The sequence below is a fragment of the Streptococcus sp. 2018WUSS126 genome, assembly GCF_044427425.1.
GTDB classification, from domain to species: Bacteria; Bacillota; Bacilli; order Lactobacillales; family Streptococcaceae; genus Streptococcus; species Streptococcus hashimotonensis.
Genome location: NZ_JAOTGB010000008.1, coordinates 1 through 16542, shown reverse-complemented (window position 1 = coordinate 16542; position 16542 = coordinate 1). Strand labels below are relative to the sequence as shown.

General features: G+C 41.0%; 19 protein-coding genes and 1 riboswitch. Of the genes, 15 read left to right on the top strand and 4 right to left on the bottom strand.

Annotation, left to right across the window (positions count from 1 at the left end; all coding sequences use genetic code 11):
- Window positions 1-419: 419 nt before the first annotated feature.
- The 4 genes from ODU34_RS04120 to ODU34_RS04105 all read left to right on the top strand — a co-directional run bounded on the left by ODU34_RS04120 (window position 420) and on the right by ODU34_RS04105 (window position 4677).
- Complete coding sequence (locus ODU34_RS04120) at window positions 420-2195, top strand: oligopeptide ABC transporter substrate-binding protein (RefSeq protein ID WP_169051021.1); 1776 nt, start codon at window positions 420-422, stop codon at window positions 2193-2195.
- A 376-nt stretch (window positions 2196-2571) separates the two neighbouring features.
- Window positions 2572-3117 (top strand): tRNA (cytidine(34)-2'-O)-methyltransferase, encoded by a 546-nt coding sequence (locus ODU34_RS04115; RefSeq protein ID WP_002939238.1) that lies wholly within the window; start codon window positions 2572-2574, stop codon window positions 3115-3117.
- Window positions 3118-3166: 49 nt separating this feature from the next.
- A riboswitch (FMN riboswitch) is annotated at window positions 3167-3382 on the top strand.
- Between the two features lie 59 nt (window positions 3383-3441).
- Window positions 3442-3999 carry an ECF transporter S component gene (locus ODU34_RS04110; RefSeq protein WP_105179396.1) on the top strand — a complete coding sequence of 186 codons (558 nt, stop codon included), beginning with the start codon at window positions 3442-3444 and terminating at the stop codon, window positions 3997-3999.
- 24 nt (window positions 4000-4023) lie between these two features.
- Window positions 4024-4677: a phosphatase PAP2 family protein gene (locus ODU34_RS04105; protein WP_136647076.1), complete on the top strand. Its 654-nt coding sequence runs from the start codon at window positions 4024-4026 to the stop codon at window positions 4675-4677.
- Window positions 4678-4870: 193 nt separating this feature from the next.
- On the opposite strand, the gene ODU34_RS04100 is transcribed toward ODU34_RS04105, so the two are convergent.
- From ODU34_RS04100 to ODU34_RS04085, 4 genes are all read right to left on the bottom strand, one after another.
- A complete protein-coding gene (locus tag ODU34_RS04100) occupies window positions 4871-6670 on the bottom strand; it encodes an acyltransferase family protein (RefSeq protein WP_205014705.1) in 1800 nt (599 codons plus the stop codon).
- Entirely contained in the window at window positions 6660-7082 is a 423-nt protein-coding gene (locus tag ODU34_RS04095; protein ID WP_012027608.1) for a membrane protein, read from the bottom strand. Before ODU34_RS04095 ends, ODU34_RS04100 begins: the two co-directional genes overlap by 11 nt.
- A 131-nt stretch (window positions 7083-7213) precedes the next feature.
- Window positions 7214-7648, bottom strand: coding sequence for a low molecular weight protein-tyrosine-phosphatase (locus tag ODU34_RS04090; RefSeq protein ID WP_029186168.1), 435 nt, complete (start codon window positions 7646-7648; stop codon window positions 7214-7216).
- Between the two features lie 169 nt (window positions 7649-7817).
- Window positions 7818-8030, bottom strand: a complete 213-nt coding sequence (locus ODU34_RS04085; protein WP_002942806.1) for a CsbD family protein — start codon at window positions 8028-8030, stop codon at window positions 7818-7820.
- Window positions 8031-8234: 204 nt separating this feature from the next.
- On the opposite strand from ODU34_RS04085, the gene ODU34_RS04080 reads away from it, so the two are divergent.
- From ODU34_RS04080 to ODU34_RS04030, 11 genes are all read left to right on the top strand, one after another.
- Complete coding sequence (locus ODU34_RS04080; RefSeq protein WP_024384587.1) at window positions 8235-8753, top strand: DNA starvation/stationary phase protection protein; 519 nt, start codon at window positions 8235-8237, stop codon at window positions 8751-8753.
- A gap of 305 nt (window positions 8754-9058) precedes the next feature.
- Complete coding sequence (locus ODU34_RS04075) at window positions 9059-9937, top strand: ABC transporter ATP-binding protein (RefSeq protein WP_398578371.1); 879 nt, start codon at window positions 9059-9061, stop codon at window positions 9935-9937.
- Complete coding sequence (locus ODU34_RS04070) at window positions 9934-10662, top strand: ABC transporter permease (protein ID WP_105153466.1); 729 nt, start codon at window positions 9934-9936, stop codon at window positions 10660-10662. The genes ODU34_RS04075 and ODU34_RS04070 overlap by 4 nt, the downstream gene beginning before the upstream one ends.
- Before the next feature lie 11 nt (window positions 10663-10673).
- Window positions 10674-11768 (top strand): sensor histidine kinase, encoded by a 1095-nt coding sequence (locus tag ODU34_RS04065; RefSeq protein ID WP_398578370.1) that lies wholly within the window; start codon window positions 10674-10676, stop codon window positions 11766-11768.
- Window positions 11765-12364, top strand: a complete 600-nt coding sequence (locus ODU34_RS04060) for a response regulator transcription factor (RefSeq protein WP_257070005.1) — start codon at window positions 11765-11767, stop codon at window positions 12362-12364. Before ODU34_RS04065 ends, ODU34_RS04060 begins: the two co-directional genes overlap by 4 nt.
- A gap of 214 nt (window positions 12365-12578) precedes the next feature.
- The gene (locus tag ODU34_RS04055) at window positions 12579-12797 is read left to right on the top strand and encodes a YqgQ family protein (protein ID WP_004194736.1); all 219 of its coding nucleotides are present in this window, start codon (window positions 12579-12581) and stop codon (window positions 12795-12797) included.
- Window positions 12797-13183, top strand: a complete 387-nt coding sequence (locus ODU34_RS04050) for a rhodanese-like domain-containing protein (RefSeq protein WP_105248732.1) — start codon at window positions 12797-12799, stop codon at window positions 13181-13183. The genes ODU34_RS04055 and ODU34_RS04050 overlap by 1 nt, the downstream gene beginning before the upstream one ends.
- Window positions 13184-13239: 56 nt before the next feature.
- Entirely contained in the window at window positions 13240-13962 is a 723-nt protein-coding gene (locus ODU34_RS04045; RefSeq protein ID WP_318818192.1) for a serine protease, read from the top strand.
- 307 nt (window positions 13963-14269) lie between these two features.
- Window positions 14270-14809, top strand: a complete 540-nt coding sequence (gene rsmD, locus ODU34_RS04040) for a 16S rRNA (guanine(966)-N(2))-methyltransferase RsmD (protein WP_029186344.1) — start codon at window positions 14270-14272, stop codon at window positions 14807-14809.
- On the top strand, window positions 14799-15287 hold the full coding sequence (gene coaD / locus ODU34_RS04035; protein WP_044762057.1) for a pantetheine-phosphate adenylyltransferase: 489 nt from the start codon (window positions 14799-14801) through the stop codon (window positions 15285-15287). Before rsmD ends, coaD begins: the two co-directional genes overlap by 11 nt.
- On the top strand, window positions 15274-16323 hold the full coding sequence (locus ODU34_RS04030) for a SepM family pheromone-processing serine protease (RefSeq protein WP_205014696.1): 1050 nt from the start codon (window positions 15274-15276) through the stop codon (window positions 16321-16323). The genes coaD and ODU34_RS04030 overlap by 14 nt, the downstream gene beginning before the upstream one ends.
- Window positions 16324-16542 lie beyond the last annotated feature (219 nt).

Sequence of the window (16542 nt, the reverse complement as noted above, 5' to 3'; positions counted from 1 at the left end):
GCAACCTACTTTTTGTTCTGTATAAATATAGGTTTTTAGGTTGCCTTTAGTACTCTCTCAAAAGGTTTGGGAGCCTCTGAAGGCTGAACATTGTACTTACGATACTAGGTAGCAATCGTGAAGTACAGTCTGCCATTTAACAAAGTAATCAAAGATAAACCAAATGACTCTCCTTTTTATTACAGACAAGACTATACTATACTTATCCGAGTTCATTGAGTCTTGAGCTTAGTGGATTATCATTAAAAACTAAGAAGCAGTAGGGATGAGGGGAGCTCGCCTTGACTTTCATACCTGATCATTTTTAGTTAGAATGGAAGAAAGTGAGAGTACTCAAAGGCGAATATTGTTGGTCAGATAGTTGCATATTTATGCTAAATCGTGCTATACTATTCAAAATAAATAAATGGGGTAGAGATATGAAAAGAATGAAAAACATCGCTTTAACTGGTATCGGTCTGCTTTCTATTGCAGCGTTAACAGCTTGTCAAACTAAAGAAAAGACGAGCGATGTTGCTCTGACATTTAAATCAGAAGTGACAAACGAAGGACAAACTATTGAAGGCGGGAGTCTAAAATATGCCTTGGTAGCTTCGGCACCTTCGACCGGTATCTTAATTGATGAATTATCGCAAACGGCGGTAGACTCAACCTTTGCAGACATGGTTGATATTTCTATGTTTGGATATGATTCAGCTCGTAAGTTAGACGATTCAGGCCTTGCTAAGGCAGAGTTTGATGTAGATGCAAAGACAGTTACCGTTAGTTTGACAGGCAAGGACTATAAGTGGTCCGATGGGCAAGGCTTCACCATCGATGATTATATTTTCACAATCGAACAACTAGCTAGTCCAGACTATACAGGGGTTCGTGCAGACACTACCTATACAAATATCATTGGTTTTGAAGAATTTCAGGCTGGAACAGCAAGTGAAATTTCAGGCGTTAAGAAGGTTGATGACTATACGGTAGTTCTCTCAGTGAAAGACATGTCTCCATCCATGATGTATGCTGGTGGGGGAGTACCTTATTTAGTCATGCCGAAACACATTTTTAAAGACATTGCAGTCAAAGATTGGGAATCAAGTGAGTATTCTCGTACGGCAAAAGTTGTCGGTATGGGCCCTTATAAGGTCAAGGAAATTGTCAATGGCGAGTCGGTGACCTATGTACCAAATGAGTACTACTTTAAAGGGAAAGTTAAGCTAGATAGTTACAGGATTGATATTGTTTCACCAGATACGATTGTTGCAGAAATGAGAGCAGGCAATTATGATATTGCTGATATGCCAACAGACCAGTACGAATCTTACAAGGACTTATCAAATATTACTTTGCTAGGTAGTCTGGATGGTATTTACAATTATATTGGCTTCAATCTTGGTAAGTACGATGAGACCAGCGGTAAAAATGTGACCAATCCTAATGCTAAGATGAATAATGTTAAATTGCGTCAAGCAATGGGATATGCGTTGGACAATGCGGTGATTGGAGAGAAATTATATAACGGCTTGTATCACCCGACAAACTCACTAATTATCTCTTTCTTTGGAGATGTTCACGATTCAGAACTAGCTGGCTATAGTTATGATCCTGAAAAGGCTAAGAAACTTCTCGATGAGGCAGGATATAAAGACGTTGATGGAGACAGTATGCGTGAAGATGCTGATGGAAAACCACTTACCATCAGTGTTGCAGCACAGAAATCAACCGAAACGCAAGAAACCATGGTACAGCAATACCTTACATGGTGGAAAGAAATTGGTTTGAATGTGGAACTCTATACAGGAAGAACCATTGAGTACAATACTTTCTATGAATCAATTGCTGCCAATGATGAGGGGATTGATGTTTATCTTGCTGCTTGGATTGCCGGTCTAGATCCAGACCCAACATCATTGTGGGGACCTGAAGCGATGTACAACTATACTCGCTTCGTTTCAGATGAAAACACAGCACTTTTAAATAAAATTACCTCTACTGAGTCATTTGACGAACAGAAAAATATTGAAAACTACAAAGCTTGGCAAGAATATGCATTCGAACAAGCCTTTGCAATTCCAACCTTTGAACGTGAAAGTATTACTGCCGTTAACAAACGCGTTAAATATTACGATGTTTATATCGGTTCGGACAGTAAATCAGGCCATGAAAATCTTGAGTTGACTGCGGAAAAAGGGATTGCAGCAGAATAAATGTAAGAAAGGAGAGTTTATTTGCTCTCCTTTTTCATTTTCTATGAAAATTTGAAAAAAATGGGGCAAAACTCTTGATTTTCAGCCTTCTTTAAGCTACAATAGTATCACGATTTCATTGATTTAACTCAAACCTGTTGTGAGTTAAGTGAATGAATCATCATTCACCATGCTGTTTGCTGAGCTTGACTCCGGGCAGTGTGGCTATTTTTTTGTCTTTCTTACCATAGGAGACAGTCGAGTCTTTTTACTCAATGAAAATCAAAAAAAGAAACTAGAAAACAAGCATGGTATACGGCAAAATGAAGCTGACATGGTTTGGATTTGATTTTCGAAGGGTATTCGTATTTAGTGAAATGTTACCAGAGAGGTCCTTATGAATATTGAAACATTAGAGTATATAGAAGAAACAGCCAAAAACCACATTGTCTTATTTGAACCACAGATTCCACAGAATACAGGCAATATTGCTCGAACTTGTGCTGCAACCAATAGTCCTCTCCATATCATTAAGCCTATGGGATTTCCAATTGATGACCGTAAGATGAAACGTGCAGGACTAGATTATTGGGATAAGTTAGATGTTCGCTTCTATGACAATTTAGCAGAATTTATGGATTATGCCAGTAAACAAGGACGTGTTCACTTAGTATCTAAATTTGCTGATAAAACCTATTCGGATGAAGACTATAATGATGGGAACATTCATTATTTCTTATTTGGCCGTGAAGATAAGGGCTTGCCAGAAGATTTTATGCGTGAACATCCAGAGAAGGCTATCCGTATTCCAATGAATGATGAACATGTGCGTAGTCTTAATGTCTCTAATACAGCATGTATGATTGTATATGAGGCTCTTCGGCAGCAACAGTTCGCTGGTCTAGATTTGGTTCACACCTATGATGGGGACAAGTTAAAATAGTGAAAACTTACCAAGCTCTTGCAAATGCAAGGCTTTTTTGGTATGATGAAATAGTCTTCAGGGCAGGGTGAAATTCCCGACCGGCAGTGTAAAACGTGGCTATCTTGTTTTAAGACTAGGCAGCGAATCGAAGACCATACTGAATGTATGTCGAGATGAGCTAACGCAGTATTAGAACAAAATAGTCCGTTGGTAGTCTGCGAGCGAAAGCTGATGTGGTGCAATTCCACAACCGACAGTAAAGTCTGGATGGGAGAAGACGAAGTGGAGGCTTTTTGCCTGCTCTTCCACGCTTCTTCAATTTTCAAAAATTGGAGGAACCTTATGACAAACACACGCAAAATGACGATTATCGCCATTCTCTCAGCAGTATCCTTTCTGCTCATGTACTTGAAATTTCCGCTGATTCCAACAGCCAGTTTCCTGGAAGTGGATTTGTCTCTCGTACCGATTTTATTTGGTCTGCTTATTCTAGATATGAAGTCTAGTTTTGCTATCCTTTTGGTACGAACTTTTCTCAAACTGATTTTAAATAATCAGGGACCATCGACAATTATTGGCTTACCGATGAATATTGCAGCTATGTCAGTTTTCATTTTAGCAGTAGCTTATTTCTGGAAAAATGACCAAGCGATAAAAAATTATTTAAAAGCAGCCTCTGTTGCGACAATTGGTTCGACAGCAGTGATGCTGGTATTAAACTACGTTTATGCGGTGCCTGTCTATGCAGCCTTTGCAAATTTTGATATTAAAGAAATCTTGGGTCTGACTAACTATCTTTTGATGATGGTACTTCCTTTTAATCTTTTACAAGGGATTGTGCTTTCAGCAATATTTTATATCTGTTACAAAGCAGCCCAACCTATTTTAAAGAAAGTTTAACCTTTATAAGGTAAACTATATTGTATGAAGAATAAACAAATCTATTTACGAAACGCATCTTTTTTTGCTCTGGCCTTTGTGATATTGGGCTATGTAGTAAAATTTTATCCTACTACCCTAGCAGGTTTTGACTCGCCTGTCCAGTCTGCCATTCGTGGAAATTTACCAAGTGGAGCCAGTCAATTTTGGACCTCTATTACTGTTTTAGGAAATACGGTTATTATTTTAGCTATTACCTTAATTCTAGCTGCTATCTTTTACTACTATAAAAAATGGAAGATAGAAGCTTATTTCCTACTTGCTAGTTTTGCGGCGATGGGTGTGGCATCCACAGCCCTGAAATATGTCTACCAACGTCCGCGTCCAAGTATTGAATGGTTGATTGATACCATCGGTTATTCATTTCCTAGCTGGCATACTGCATCAACTATGATGATTGCAGGAGCAGTTGTTATTATTGTTCACCAGAGGATGAAGAAAGGCATAGCTAGATTGGTGCTACAAGCCGTGTTGATTCTACTTGCTGTCCTGGTAGCTGTATCCCGTATCTATATTGGGGTTCACTATCCGACAGATATTATCGGCGGTTGGCTACTTGCTGTCACTCTTTTACAAATGATGTATCCATTTTACGATCAGAAACGCTTTGAATGGCGTTTCCAAAGTAAGCAAAAATAGTCAATTTGACACCAACTCCTACTGTAAAAGGTAGGAGTTTTAATTTGCGGTCCTTTGTAGAAGTGGCTTATTTCACAAGATTTATTGAGACTGAGCTTAGGCACAGCGCAATTTCTTAGAGTTCGCGCTGGACTTATCGGAAAATAGTGCAAAAATCCTCCGAGAAATTCTCAGAGGATGATGATGTATAAATCTAGTTTTTGATTGGGCCATCAGCAACGGCTTCGACAGCATTTTTTATCGTTTGGGCGAAGACTTCGCCTCCATTACTTTCAAGATTGAAATGAACAAGGTCGGTATTGTACCAAATTGGTGGATTATCCTTTGCAACTTGATACCAGTCTGCAATGGAAATGTAATCATATTTTTCAGCCAATTCTTTTTCGTATTGACCTGTTTGATAGGAAATGGATTCGCTCGGAGTGAAGTTTCCATCGTAAGGAGTGACAAAAATAAGGCGCCGTCCTTTAGGAAAATCTTTGACTAGCTGGTCTAGTAGTTCCTGATAATTATCCGTAGTATTTGTACCTAGGGCTACAACTACAGTCTCTTTCAAACTATTATTTTGCTGATAAAGATTTATCAATTTAGCAATTTCAGAGAGATTTCGACTGACAGTTCCATCAATCTGTGCATCTGGTAGCGCGGTCTGTATGGCAGAACTTGCGCGAACAGTAACAGAATCGCCAAAGATGATAACTCCTTTTTGAATTTCAAAACTAGTAGCTTTAGCGTTTTCAGCAGCAGATCGTGTTGTATTTAGTTGGGTCTGAGCTTGATAAAGATTGCTAACCATGCTCTCTTGTTCAAAACTTCCTAATTTTGGTGCAAACAGACAGATACCTAAGCTAATTGTGGTCAAGCAAGCAAAGCTGCTAAGAAGCCATTTTTTATAGGGTTTTAAGTCCATTGGTAATCCGAACAAACTTCCTACTTTACCAGCAATATATGGTTCTAGAATATAGAAGGAAATAGTTGATAGGATAGTAGAAAAAACAAAGGATAATCCCGCAGCGATAGAGGCATTTGTCAATTGTGTAAAGATAATGAGCAAGGGCCAATGGAAGAGGTAGATGCCATAAGAAATACTTGCAAAGAAGAGGATAATTGCAGGTTCTTTGACATCTTCAGTTTTCTCGTGAAGTACCCGAGCAGCAAAAATCATAGTTGCTGTAGCTAAACTGGATAGAAGAAAACCAATTAGATAGGTCCAGATGGAACTGAATTGAAGAGTAAAGAGAAGAAGAAGTTCTACTCCTAGTCCTCCAAGAAACAGACCGATAGCTTGTTTGATACTCAATGTATTCACTTGTTGCTGGAAGGCAGTTGTTGTATTTCCGATACCAGCGATGGTTGCGAGAATGCTTCCCAGGAAGAATGGGAAGGTATGTGTGAAGCTCGAGTAGTAAATGGTTGAGAAATTATCCACAAAGAAACTTGAGATAGACATTGCTAAAAAACTTAGCGAGAAGAGGCTTATAGATGTTAGAAAAATTGATCCACGTAGTTGGCCCACACTTTTTGAGATGCGAGTCAGATACCAAACTAAACCAGCCCAGACAAGGTAATACTGAACTTCTATAGCCAGGGTCCAAGTATGAACAAATAGATGAGGTGAAAATTGATTCTCGTAACTACCACCAGATAGAATTTCAAAGAAGTTTGTCATGAATCCGAGCGCAGCGGCTATCTGATTGCCGATATTGGCAATGAAATCATTGCGGACAAGCAGAGCAAGTGGAAGAACCAAAAGAATCGTTAAAACCAGAGGGGGGAGAATCCGATAGAATCTTCTTCTGAAAAAGCTGACAATATCTATTTTTTTATGTTTTGCAAACTCATCAATCAAAAGGGCGGTTGTCAAATATCCAGACAGGGTAAAGAAGAGGTCAACCCCTACAAAGCCACCTGGGAAATATTTGATAAAGAAATGATAGAGTAGGACAAAGACTAATCCAATCACACGTATAACGGATAACCATTTAATTTTCATATTGATAAATCCCCTGTTTAAAAGTTCCTTCGTAGGTAGCTTGTCCTTCGGTGGTCAATTTTCCTTTTCCATCGGCATAGCCGTTTTTAAATTGCCCGGTATAAACCCACCCACTTGCAGATGTGTAGGTTCCTTGACCGTGGAAAATTCCATTTGTAAATTGTCCTTCGTAGACATCTCCATTATCAAAAGTCAATTTTCCTTGACCATTCATTTTATTTGCAACCACATAACCGTTGTACTGTAGGGCGCCATTATTGAAAGTCATGGCTTGCTTGCTGGCAATTCGTCCTGTAAATACAGAGAGGGCACAGATGAGGATGATAATAAGGGAGAGGATTTCAAGTTTTGGACGGGTGAAATGACTTGTTATATCATGCCATTTTATACTAGGTAATTTGAACTCTTTCATCGTTTTACTCTTTCATAGGATTTGACCGACGCTAATCAGTTCTTTCTAGGATACAGTAAGAAATTATCAGTTCAGTCAGAAATAGTTTACCATTTTTTTACAAATATTACAAAAATATTACATAAAAAATCTTATTCTTGGTCAAATGCCTGTAACCTGTCCAACCAGTCTTGGCAACCTTTCTTTACCATTTCGTAGGTTTCGTCAAAATCTCCAGTATACCAAGGGTCTGGTACGGATTTTTCTGCGAATTGAAAAATCTTATTTTGGGCATGTGCTGGTGCCATTTTCTGTAAATCTCGGATATTATTGCTGTCCATACCAATGATGACATCAAATGCTTCGAAATCTGTCTGGCTCATTTGCTGTGACGATTTATTTTGGTCATAGGGAATATTGTGCTTTTGGAAAATTTTCTGAGTTCCAGGGTAGATAGGATTACCATGTTCCCAGTTTGAAGTAGCACGGCTTTCAATATGAAATTGATTTGTCAAATCTTTCATGACAAATTCAGCCATAGGGCTACGACAAATATTTCCAAGACAGACAAAAACGATTTTTTTCATAGATTCTCCTTTCGTGGCATACGAAAAGAGAGGGCAGACTCAACAGGTAAATGCCTGAGTTCCCCTCTCTTGCATATTTTTGTTCGGGCTACAGGTAAAAGACCAAATTGAGTGTAATGTTCATTATCAAACAGTGCACGAGCAATCCTACCTATATTGAACTCTTTGCTTATTTCTCTTCTTTGTCAAAAGCATTTTTGATGCCGTTAATGGCACCTTCAAGCCCATCTTTTGCATCTTCGACTAGCTCTTTTGCTTTGCCAATTCCTTTCTCAACAAGTCCTTCAACTTCGATTTCCTTGTCGCCGGTCAGCTTACCAATTACCTCTTTTGCAGAGCCAGATAGCTGTTCTAGTTTTGCGTCAAATTTTTCTTCTGACATAAAATCCCTCCTTGATATACACATATGGGGGCGATGATTTTCTAAAAAGAAAATCACATACTATTCTTACTCACTAGTCTAACGTATATAAGTTAATATAGCAAGGAATTTGTCTGTCAATAATCCAGAGGAGGGTGAGGGATAATTCTTGCAATTTTTTCTTCTTTTATTTATAATAATTATAAATAAAAGAAAGGGTGATATATGATGAAACAAAAATATTATCAATCTCCAGCAGAAATTGCGTCTTTCAGCCCGCGTCCATCACTGGCTGATTCTAAGGCTGTTTTGAATCAAGCGGTGGCCGATTTATCAGTAGCCCATTCTATCCTCCATCAAGTTCATTGGTATATGCGTGGTCGTGGCTTTATGATTTGGCATCCAAAGATGGATGAATATATGGAAGAAATTGATGGCTATTTGGATGAGATGAGTGAGCGTTTAATCACCTTAGGTGGGGCACCATTTTCTACCCTTAAAGAGTTTAGTGAAAATAGTCAGCTCAAGGAAGTTCCTGGTGATTACACTGTAACGATTGAAGAGCAATTGGCGCGTGTGGTAGAGGTGTTCCGCTATCTGGCTGCTCTTTTCCAAAAGGGATTTGATGTCAGTGATGAAGAAGGTGACAGCGTAACCAACGACATTTTCAATGTGGCTAAGGCTAGTATTGAAAAACATATTTGGATGCTGCAGGCAGAACTTGGTCAAGCGCCTAAGTTGTAAATAGATGAAGGGTCCACAGTAGGACTCTTTTTTGCTGCATTATTTTCTACTCTTCGAAAATCAACATTATCTGTTGTCAAAAGCCTTGATGAGTGAAAAGCTCCGGTGGAGCTTTTCAGCCTGTTACCTTGAAACAAGATAGTAACAGAGTTCTATCTTCAACTTCGTTTCCTAGGCTACTTTTGATTTTCATTGAGTATAATATGACATTTGTCATATCAGTCCATGACAAAGGCTTCTAGCGGGGTCTCCTTTTTCGAGATATACTGTCTATGTAAGATGTTCAAGAAGTAGGAGGTAGCAAGATGATAGAAGTAGAAGCACTAGAAAAAATCATCAAAGGACGGACCATTTTGTCTGATATTTCCTTTGAGATACAGCCTGGGGAATGTGTGGCCTTGATTGGTCCCAACGGAGCTGGGAAAACAACGCTCATGTCCTGTTTGTTGGGCGATAGAAAGGTGACGAAAGGGCAGGTCTTGTTGGACGGTCTGGCTCTGCAGGATCGGTCCAATAAAGAAACAGTAGCAGTCTTACCTCAAGAAAATGCTATTCCAACGGACTTGAAGGTCAGGGAATTGCTCCGCTTTTTCCAAGCTATCTACAAGGACAGTCTGACAGATGTGGAAATCGACAGCCTGCTCCGCTTTTCCCCAGAGCAAAAAAATCAGCTGGCGGGCAAGCTATCAGGTGGTCAGAAGCGACTCTTGGCCTTTGTCATCTGCTTAATTGGCAAGCCTAAGTTGCTCTTTTTGGACGAGCCGACGGCGGGCATGGATACATCGACCCGTCAGCGTTTTTGGGAGATTGTCCATGACTTGAAGGAAAAGGGCGTGACCATTTTTTATACCAGCCACTACATCGAGGAAGTGGAGCATACGTCGGAGCGGATTTTGATCTTGCACCAGGGGAGGCTCTTGCGGGATACGACGCCGTTTGCTATGCGGAGTGAGGAGCAGGAAAAAGAAGTAGCACTGCCAATCCGCTTTGCGACGGTGGTGGAGGGCTTGGACGCAATTGATAATATCAGCTATAAACAGGATACGGTCAGCTTCAAGACCCGAGCTATTGAGCAGGTTTGGGCGAATTTGCAGGAAGCAGGCTGTCGGATTTCAGACTTAGAGGTGCAGAACAAAACCCTGCTCAACAGCCTATTTGACAAGACAAGGGAGGGAGAATCATGAAAGCATTGGTGCAAGTAGAAGCGGTCAAATTATCTAGAAGTTTGGGAGTTTTTCTTCTGTCAATCGGGATGCCTGTCATCTTTTTCCTGATTTTCTCATCGACGGTCCAGTTTGATGATGCGACCATGCAAAAGGCCTTTATCCAGTCTTATATGCTGACCATGACAGGTTTTTCCATGTCGGGCTTTGCCCTCTTTACCTTTCCCATGATGTTGGCGGAGGACCGAAAAAACAGCTGGTTGACCTTTATCCAGCATTCTCCCCTTCCAATCTGGCAATATTATCTGTCCAAACTGGTGCGGGTCTTGCTCTGCTTTATGTCTTCCATTGCCATTGTCTTTGCGGTGGGTGGCTTAGTCAAGGGAGTTGAGATGACAGCTCAAGAATGGGGAATTTCGGCTCTCTTACTTTTAGTAACTTCTATCGTATTTCTAGCCATTGGCTTGCTTTTGGTGCAAATCCAGTCGGAACAAACCATGTCGGTGGTGGCCAACTTGCTCTACTTTGTTCTGGCTATCATGGGTGGCTCTTGGATGCCTGTCTCCCTCTTTCCTGACTGGGTACAGCGAATTTGCAAACTTATGCCCAGCTACCATGTCAATCAGCTGGTGACCACCTATGCCCAAGAGGGAGTTTTTCTCTGGAAATCCTTGCTAATTGTCCTAGGATATGCCATAATTTTCTTAGCAATTGCTCTGGCTATTCATAGAAAATCTGAGCAATAGTGAGGTGACCCATGATTTTTGAAAAAAGAAAGATACCACTCATGTTCTTCGTGGGCATGGTCTTTCTCTATTTTCCACTTTATTACGCCCAGTATAGTCCAAATCCGACGGCGGTTGTTCTAGCAACCATTCTCTTTGCCCTGGTCTATTGTTCTCTCTTTTACACCGACCACAAGCTCTATTCCATGCTGGGCTGGTTTTACCTGATTGGCTACATCGCCGTCATGAGTTTTTGGGGCAATCTGCAGTTTTCCCTCTTTATCTTCAACCTGTCCAATATGCTAGGCTGGTACTACAAGGAAACTCGGCCGACCTATCGGACGGTGTCCTATGGGATTTTGTTGCTGGCCATTATCCTCTGGGCTCTTTTTGGACCTGTTCCCTTTGAGATGCGGGCCTTTGCACTCATCATTCACTTTTTCGGCCTGGCCTTGCTGATTTTTAGCTGGATTGAAACCAAGCGGGCAGCTCTTCAACAACGGATTCAGGAGCAGAATGCTTCCATCAATCTCCTGCTGGCTGAGAATGAACGCAACCGTATCGGTCAGGATTTGCACGACACCCTGGGGCATGTCTTTGCCATGCTGTCTGTCAAGGCCGAGCTGGTCCAGACTTTGTTAGATCACGACCAGATTGACCAGGCCAAGAAGGAGGTGGCAGAACTTCAGACCTTAGCCAAGGACTCCATGCAGGACGTCCGCCAGATTGTCCAGTCCCTCAAGCAGCATACCGTGGCAGAGGAACTCCAGATTTTGCAGCAGATGTTGGATTTAGCAGGAGTGGATTTGGTCGTTTTGGGTGGGGAAATAGCAGAGCAGCTCAGCTTACCTGTCCAGAACAAGCTAGCCATGGTGCTGAGAGAGTTGGCCAATAACCTGCTCAAACATAGCCAGGCTAGCAAGTGCCGTTTGATATTTGAAGAAGACCAGCAAGAATTGGTCTTGTACTACGAAGACAACGGTGTGGGCTTTGCCCAGTTAACCGGTCAAGAATTGTATACCATAAAGGATAGACTGGTAACGGTGCAGGGTAGTTTGGAATTTCTTTCTCTGGCACAACCTACCCGCCTGTTCATACGAATTCCGCTTGAGGAGGTGGTAGAATGAGAATCTTAGTCGCAGAAGACCAGGCTATGCTGCGGGACGCCCTCTGTCAGCTCTTGGCCTTTCAAGATGCGGTTGAGGCTGTTTTACAGGCAGAAAACGGCAGTCAGGCCATTGTTCTTTTGGAAAAAGAGCAAGTAGATGTGTTACTCTTAGATATTGAAATGCCTGAGAAGACGGGGCTGGATGTCCTGGAATGGGTGCGTGAGAAATCCCTGCCCGTCAAGGTTGTCATCATGACTACCTTCAAGCGACCAGGCTATTTTGAGCGAGCGGTCAAGGCTGATGTAGATGCCTATGTGCTCAAAGAGCGCTCCATTTCGGACCTTATGCGGACCATTGAAACGGTCTTGGCGGGGCGAAAGGAGTACTCGCCAGAGCTAATGGATATTCTCCTGACCCAACGCAGTCCCTTGACGGAACAAGAATGTCACCTACTTAAATTGGTGGCGAATGGTTTGTCCAATAAGGAAATCGCTAGTCAGCTCTACTTGTCTGACGGGACGGTCCGCAACTACATGACCTCTATTCTGTCCAAATTAGGTGCTGAAAATCGTACGGCTGCTGTTAAGGTGGCACAGGAAAAGGGTTGGTTATGATATAGACACTCAGTTTATCTTTTATTACTTCGTTAACTCACTTTGCCTAACTTCAGTTATGCCTGCAGCTCGTTGCCTAGTACTAAAAGCAAACTGAATGCCTATATTAGAATTGGATTATATTGGTGATTTATCCAATCCTTTTTAAGCATTTCATAAATTCCAACTGATTTTTTATATTGAAAAACACCTAAAATTCTGCTACAATTTTTTTATGAAAAGACTTTATGATGTGCAACAATTACTCAAACGGTTTGGTATAATTGTCTATATGGGCAACCGTCTCTACGATATTGAAATGATGCAGATAGAATTAAATAGAATCTATCAGGCAGGTGTCTTAGATCGGTTGGAATATATGGAAGCGGAGCTTGTTTTGAGGCGTGAACATCGTTTGGAATTAGAGTATCAGAAATCAAGGGAGAATGAGTGATGGAAACATTTTGGGTATTTTTAGTATTTTTGGCAGTATTGGGATCCTGGATGGGTTTTAATTACTGGAGATTGCGCCGTGCGGCGACGGTGATTGATAATGCAGAATTTGCAGAAAAGATACACGGAGGTCAGTTGATTGACCTGCGAGACCCGAGTGAGTTTAATCGTAAGCATATCTTAGGTGCGAGAAATATTCCTTACCAGCAATTACGCCAGTCTACAGCTGCTTTGCGTAAGGATAGACCTGTCTTAATCTATGAGAATGATCGTGGTCAGTTGGTAACGCCTGCAGCCCTTCATCTGAAGAAACAAGGATTTAACGAAATCTATATTTTAAGCTATGGTCTAAATGGATGGAATGGTAAGGTAAAAACGACTAAGTAACATTGTCAGTAGGCTAGAGTATTTTCTTATGCAATAAGACGGATAAGGGCAAAAATATGGAAAAGAAATTTGAAAAGTTGTCATTGGCAGAAATTGGCATTATTTCTTTTATGGGACTTATTTTATTGATTAGCTTAGGCGCTAGTTGGTATAAAAATGCTCAAAGCGAAACAAGTGATACAAAGACAGTACAGCAAGTGCCCAATCAGAAAAAAACGGTTGATACAGTATTTCAGGATGCTGAGAATGCTGTCATTGTATTAGAAGGAACACATACTGAAGAGAAACTTGCAGAGGCACAATCTGCAGTAAACAAGGTTACGGATGCGACTAAAAAAGCAGCATTACAGAAACGGATTGACCAAGTAAAAGAGCTAGTGGGACAGCAGACAGATGCTCAAACACAGGCTAAGCTAAAAGCGGAGTTGGTTAGGGCGGAAGCAGCCCAAAAAGTAGCTGATGAGAAAAAAGTATCTGAAACAGGGACCAGTCAGTCAACGGACCTTGCTGAAGCTAGTGAGACCTCACAAGAATCTTATGTAGTACCTAATCAAAATATATATGGAAACCAAAGTGTGAGTTCAACAAGCCAGTATACAAGCAGCGTGGCGTCAACTAGTACAAGTACTTCAGTCCCTCCGACTAGTGAAGGAGCACCTGTGGTAGAAACTCCAACAGTTTCTGAAACACCGGCGGAAACGACAGATTCAACAACTAGCCTGGTTGAGTCAGTGGAAACAGTTCCAACAGCTGACGAGAGTTCACCAGATAATCCGTAGACTTTTTAGCTACTGGTTCTTTATGGCGTATTAGCATACTGGGAAAAATAGCTATTTGTATTTCAACACTAATTTTTTCTTGTAACGATCTAGTTTAAATACATACGATAAGAGTGAGGAATTTCGCGTAAAACAGAATTTCCTTGCTTTTTATTTTTATCATTTTGTTGCATAGCGCGAGAATGATTTCCTGCTATAGCGGTTGAGAGTGTATTTGGCAGAAGGTTGAAAAAGTTGGTGCAAAAAGGAAAGCAGGAAGTGCACTTGGTTTCAGCAACGAGCTTCATTTTTTGCTATAATATACCTTATGAGAATTGTATCGGGAAGCTATGGTGGAAGACCACTGAAAACGTTAGATGGAAAAACAACCAGACCGACATCGGATAAGGTCCGTGGAGCCATGTTTAATATGATTGGTCCCTATTTTGAGGGTGGTAGAGTTCTTGACTTGTACGCCGGCAGTGGTGGTTTATCTATCGAGGCTATATCTCGTGGCATGGAGTCAGCAGTTCTGGTTGAGCGAGATCGACGAGCACAAGCCATTATCCGTGAAAATATTGCAATGACTAAGGAAGCAGATAAATTTCAGCTTCTAGCAATGGAAGCTAGACAGGCTTTGAACAGTGTGGAAGGTCCTTTCGACCTGGTATTCTTGGACCCTCCTTATGCAGAGCAGGAAATTGAAGAAGTGATAACAGAACTTTGTCGCCGTGACTTACTAGCAGATGATGTTATGGTAGTCTGCGAAACGGATAAGGCGGTCTCTCTTCCTGAGGAAATAGCAGAGCTGGGGATATGGAAAGAGAAACTCTACGGAATTAGTAAGGTAACAGTATATGTCAGATAAGATTGGATTATTTACGGGCTCATTTGACCCCATTACCAATGGACACTTGGACTTAATTGAACGAGCGAGTGGACTATTTGATAAATTATATGTGGGAGTTTTTACCAATCCTAAAAAGGCAGGACTCTTGACGGGTTTGGAGAGAAAAGCCATTTTGGAGAAGCTTTTTGTAGGAATGGAGAATATCGAGGTCGTTCTGTCTGAAAATGAATTGGTAGTCGATGTAGCTAAGCGCTATGGAGTAACACATTTGGTCCGAGGATTGCGTAATGCGACTGATTTGGAATACGAGTCAAGTTTTGATTTTTACAATCGTCAGTTGGCGCCAGATTTGGAAACTATTTATTTAATCGCCAAGCCAGAGCTTAAGTTCGTATCATCCAGCCAGGTTCGAGAATTGCTGTATTTCAAACAGGACATAGGCCCTTATGTTCCAGAAATTGTTAGTGAGGAGATTAGAAAGAATGAAAAAAAATAGGAAGTTAACCTTAATTGCATCTATTGTTTTAGGAACTCTTTTGATTTGGTTTGCCGTTTTTGTTCGTCTGCCTTATTATCTGGAAAGTCCAGGTGGAGCTGCCGATATTCGTCAGGTACTAACGGTGAACAATCAAATAGACCAAGAGGGTGGCTCTTACAACTTCACCTATGTATCAGTCCAACAAGCTACAGCTTTACAACTATTCGCTGCTCAGTTTGATCCTTATACGACAGTTCGTTCCTCTGAAGAGATGACAGGAGGGGCCGACAATGAGGAGTATTTCCGTATAGCACGGTTTTACATGGAGACTTCGCAAAATATGGCGAAGTATCAAGGATTGACCTTGGCAGGAAAAGAAGTCAATCTTGATTTCTTTGGTGTCTATGTGCTTGCCTTGACGGATGATTCAACCTTTAAAAAAGTCCTTAATATTGCAGATACCGTTGTGAGTGTTAATGGAAAAACATTTGAGTCTTCTCCTGATTTGATTAAATATGTGAGTGGCTTGGAGGTTGGAAGTGATGTAACAGTTGGTTATATTAGCGCTGGTCAGGAGAAATCTGCGGACGGTAAGATTATCAAATTGTCTAATGGCAAAAACGGAATCGGCATCACTCTCGTAGATCATACAGAGGTTCAAAGTTCGATTCCGATTGATTTCCAAACGGGAGATATTGGTGGTCCAAGTGCTGGTCTGATGTTTACACTTGCCATCTATACTCAACTCGCAGAGCCTGACTTACGTGGTGGTCGGATTATTGCTGGTACGGGGACTATCGAGCAGGATGGAAAAGTAGGTGACATTGGTGGTGCTGATAAGAAGGTTATTTCGGCAGCTAAGTCAGGTGCAAGTATCTTTTTTGTACCAAACAATCCAGTTGATGTAGAAGTTTTGAAGAAAAACCCAAAGGCTAAAACGAACTATGAAGAAGCTAAGGAAGCCGCGGAGAAAGCAGGATTGGATATTGAGGTAGTTCCTGTGAAAACTGTTCAAGAGGCTATTGATTATTTGAAGAAAACAAAGGGCGAGTAAATCGTCCTTTTTTGTTAGAGAATAACATTATAATTGTCAGAAAGGTAAATTCTCAAAGTAAGTTCTAGTTCCCGTCCTTCCAGAAGTTACTTTGAGAAAACTGCATAACACCAACAGAATTTAGTCTCAGACTAAGTTCTGTTTTTGCCTAAAGCTGCAGATTCAAGGAATTTTTAGGGTTGAAAATGTTGAAAAAAAGAGTACACTAAAGTTACTGGC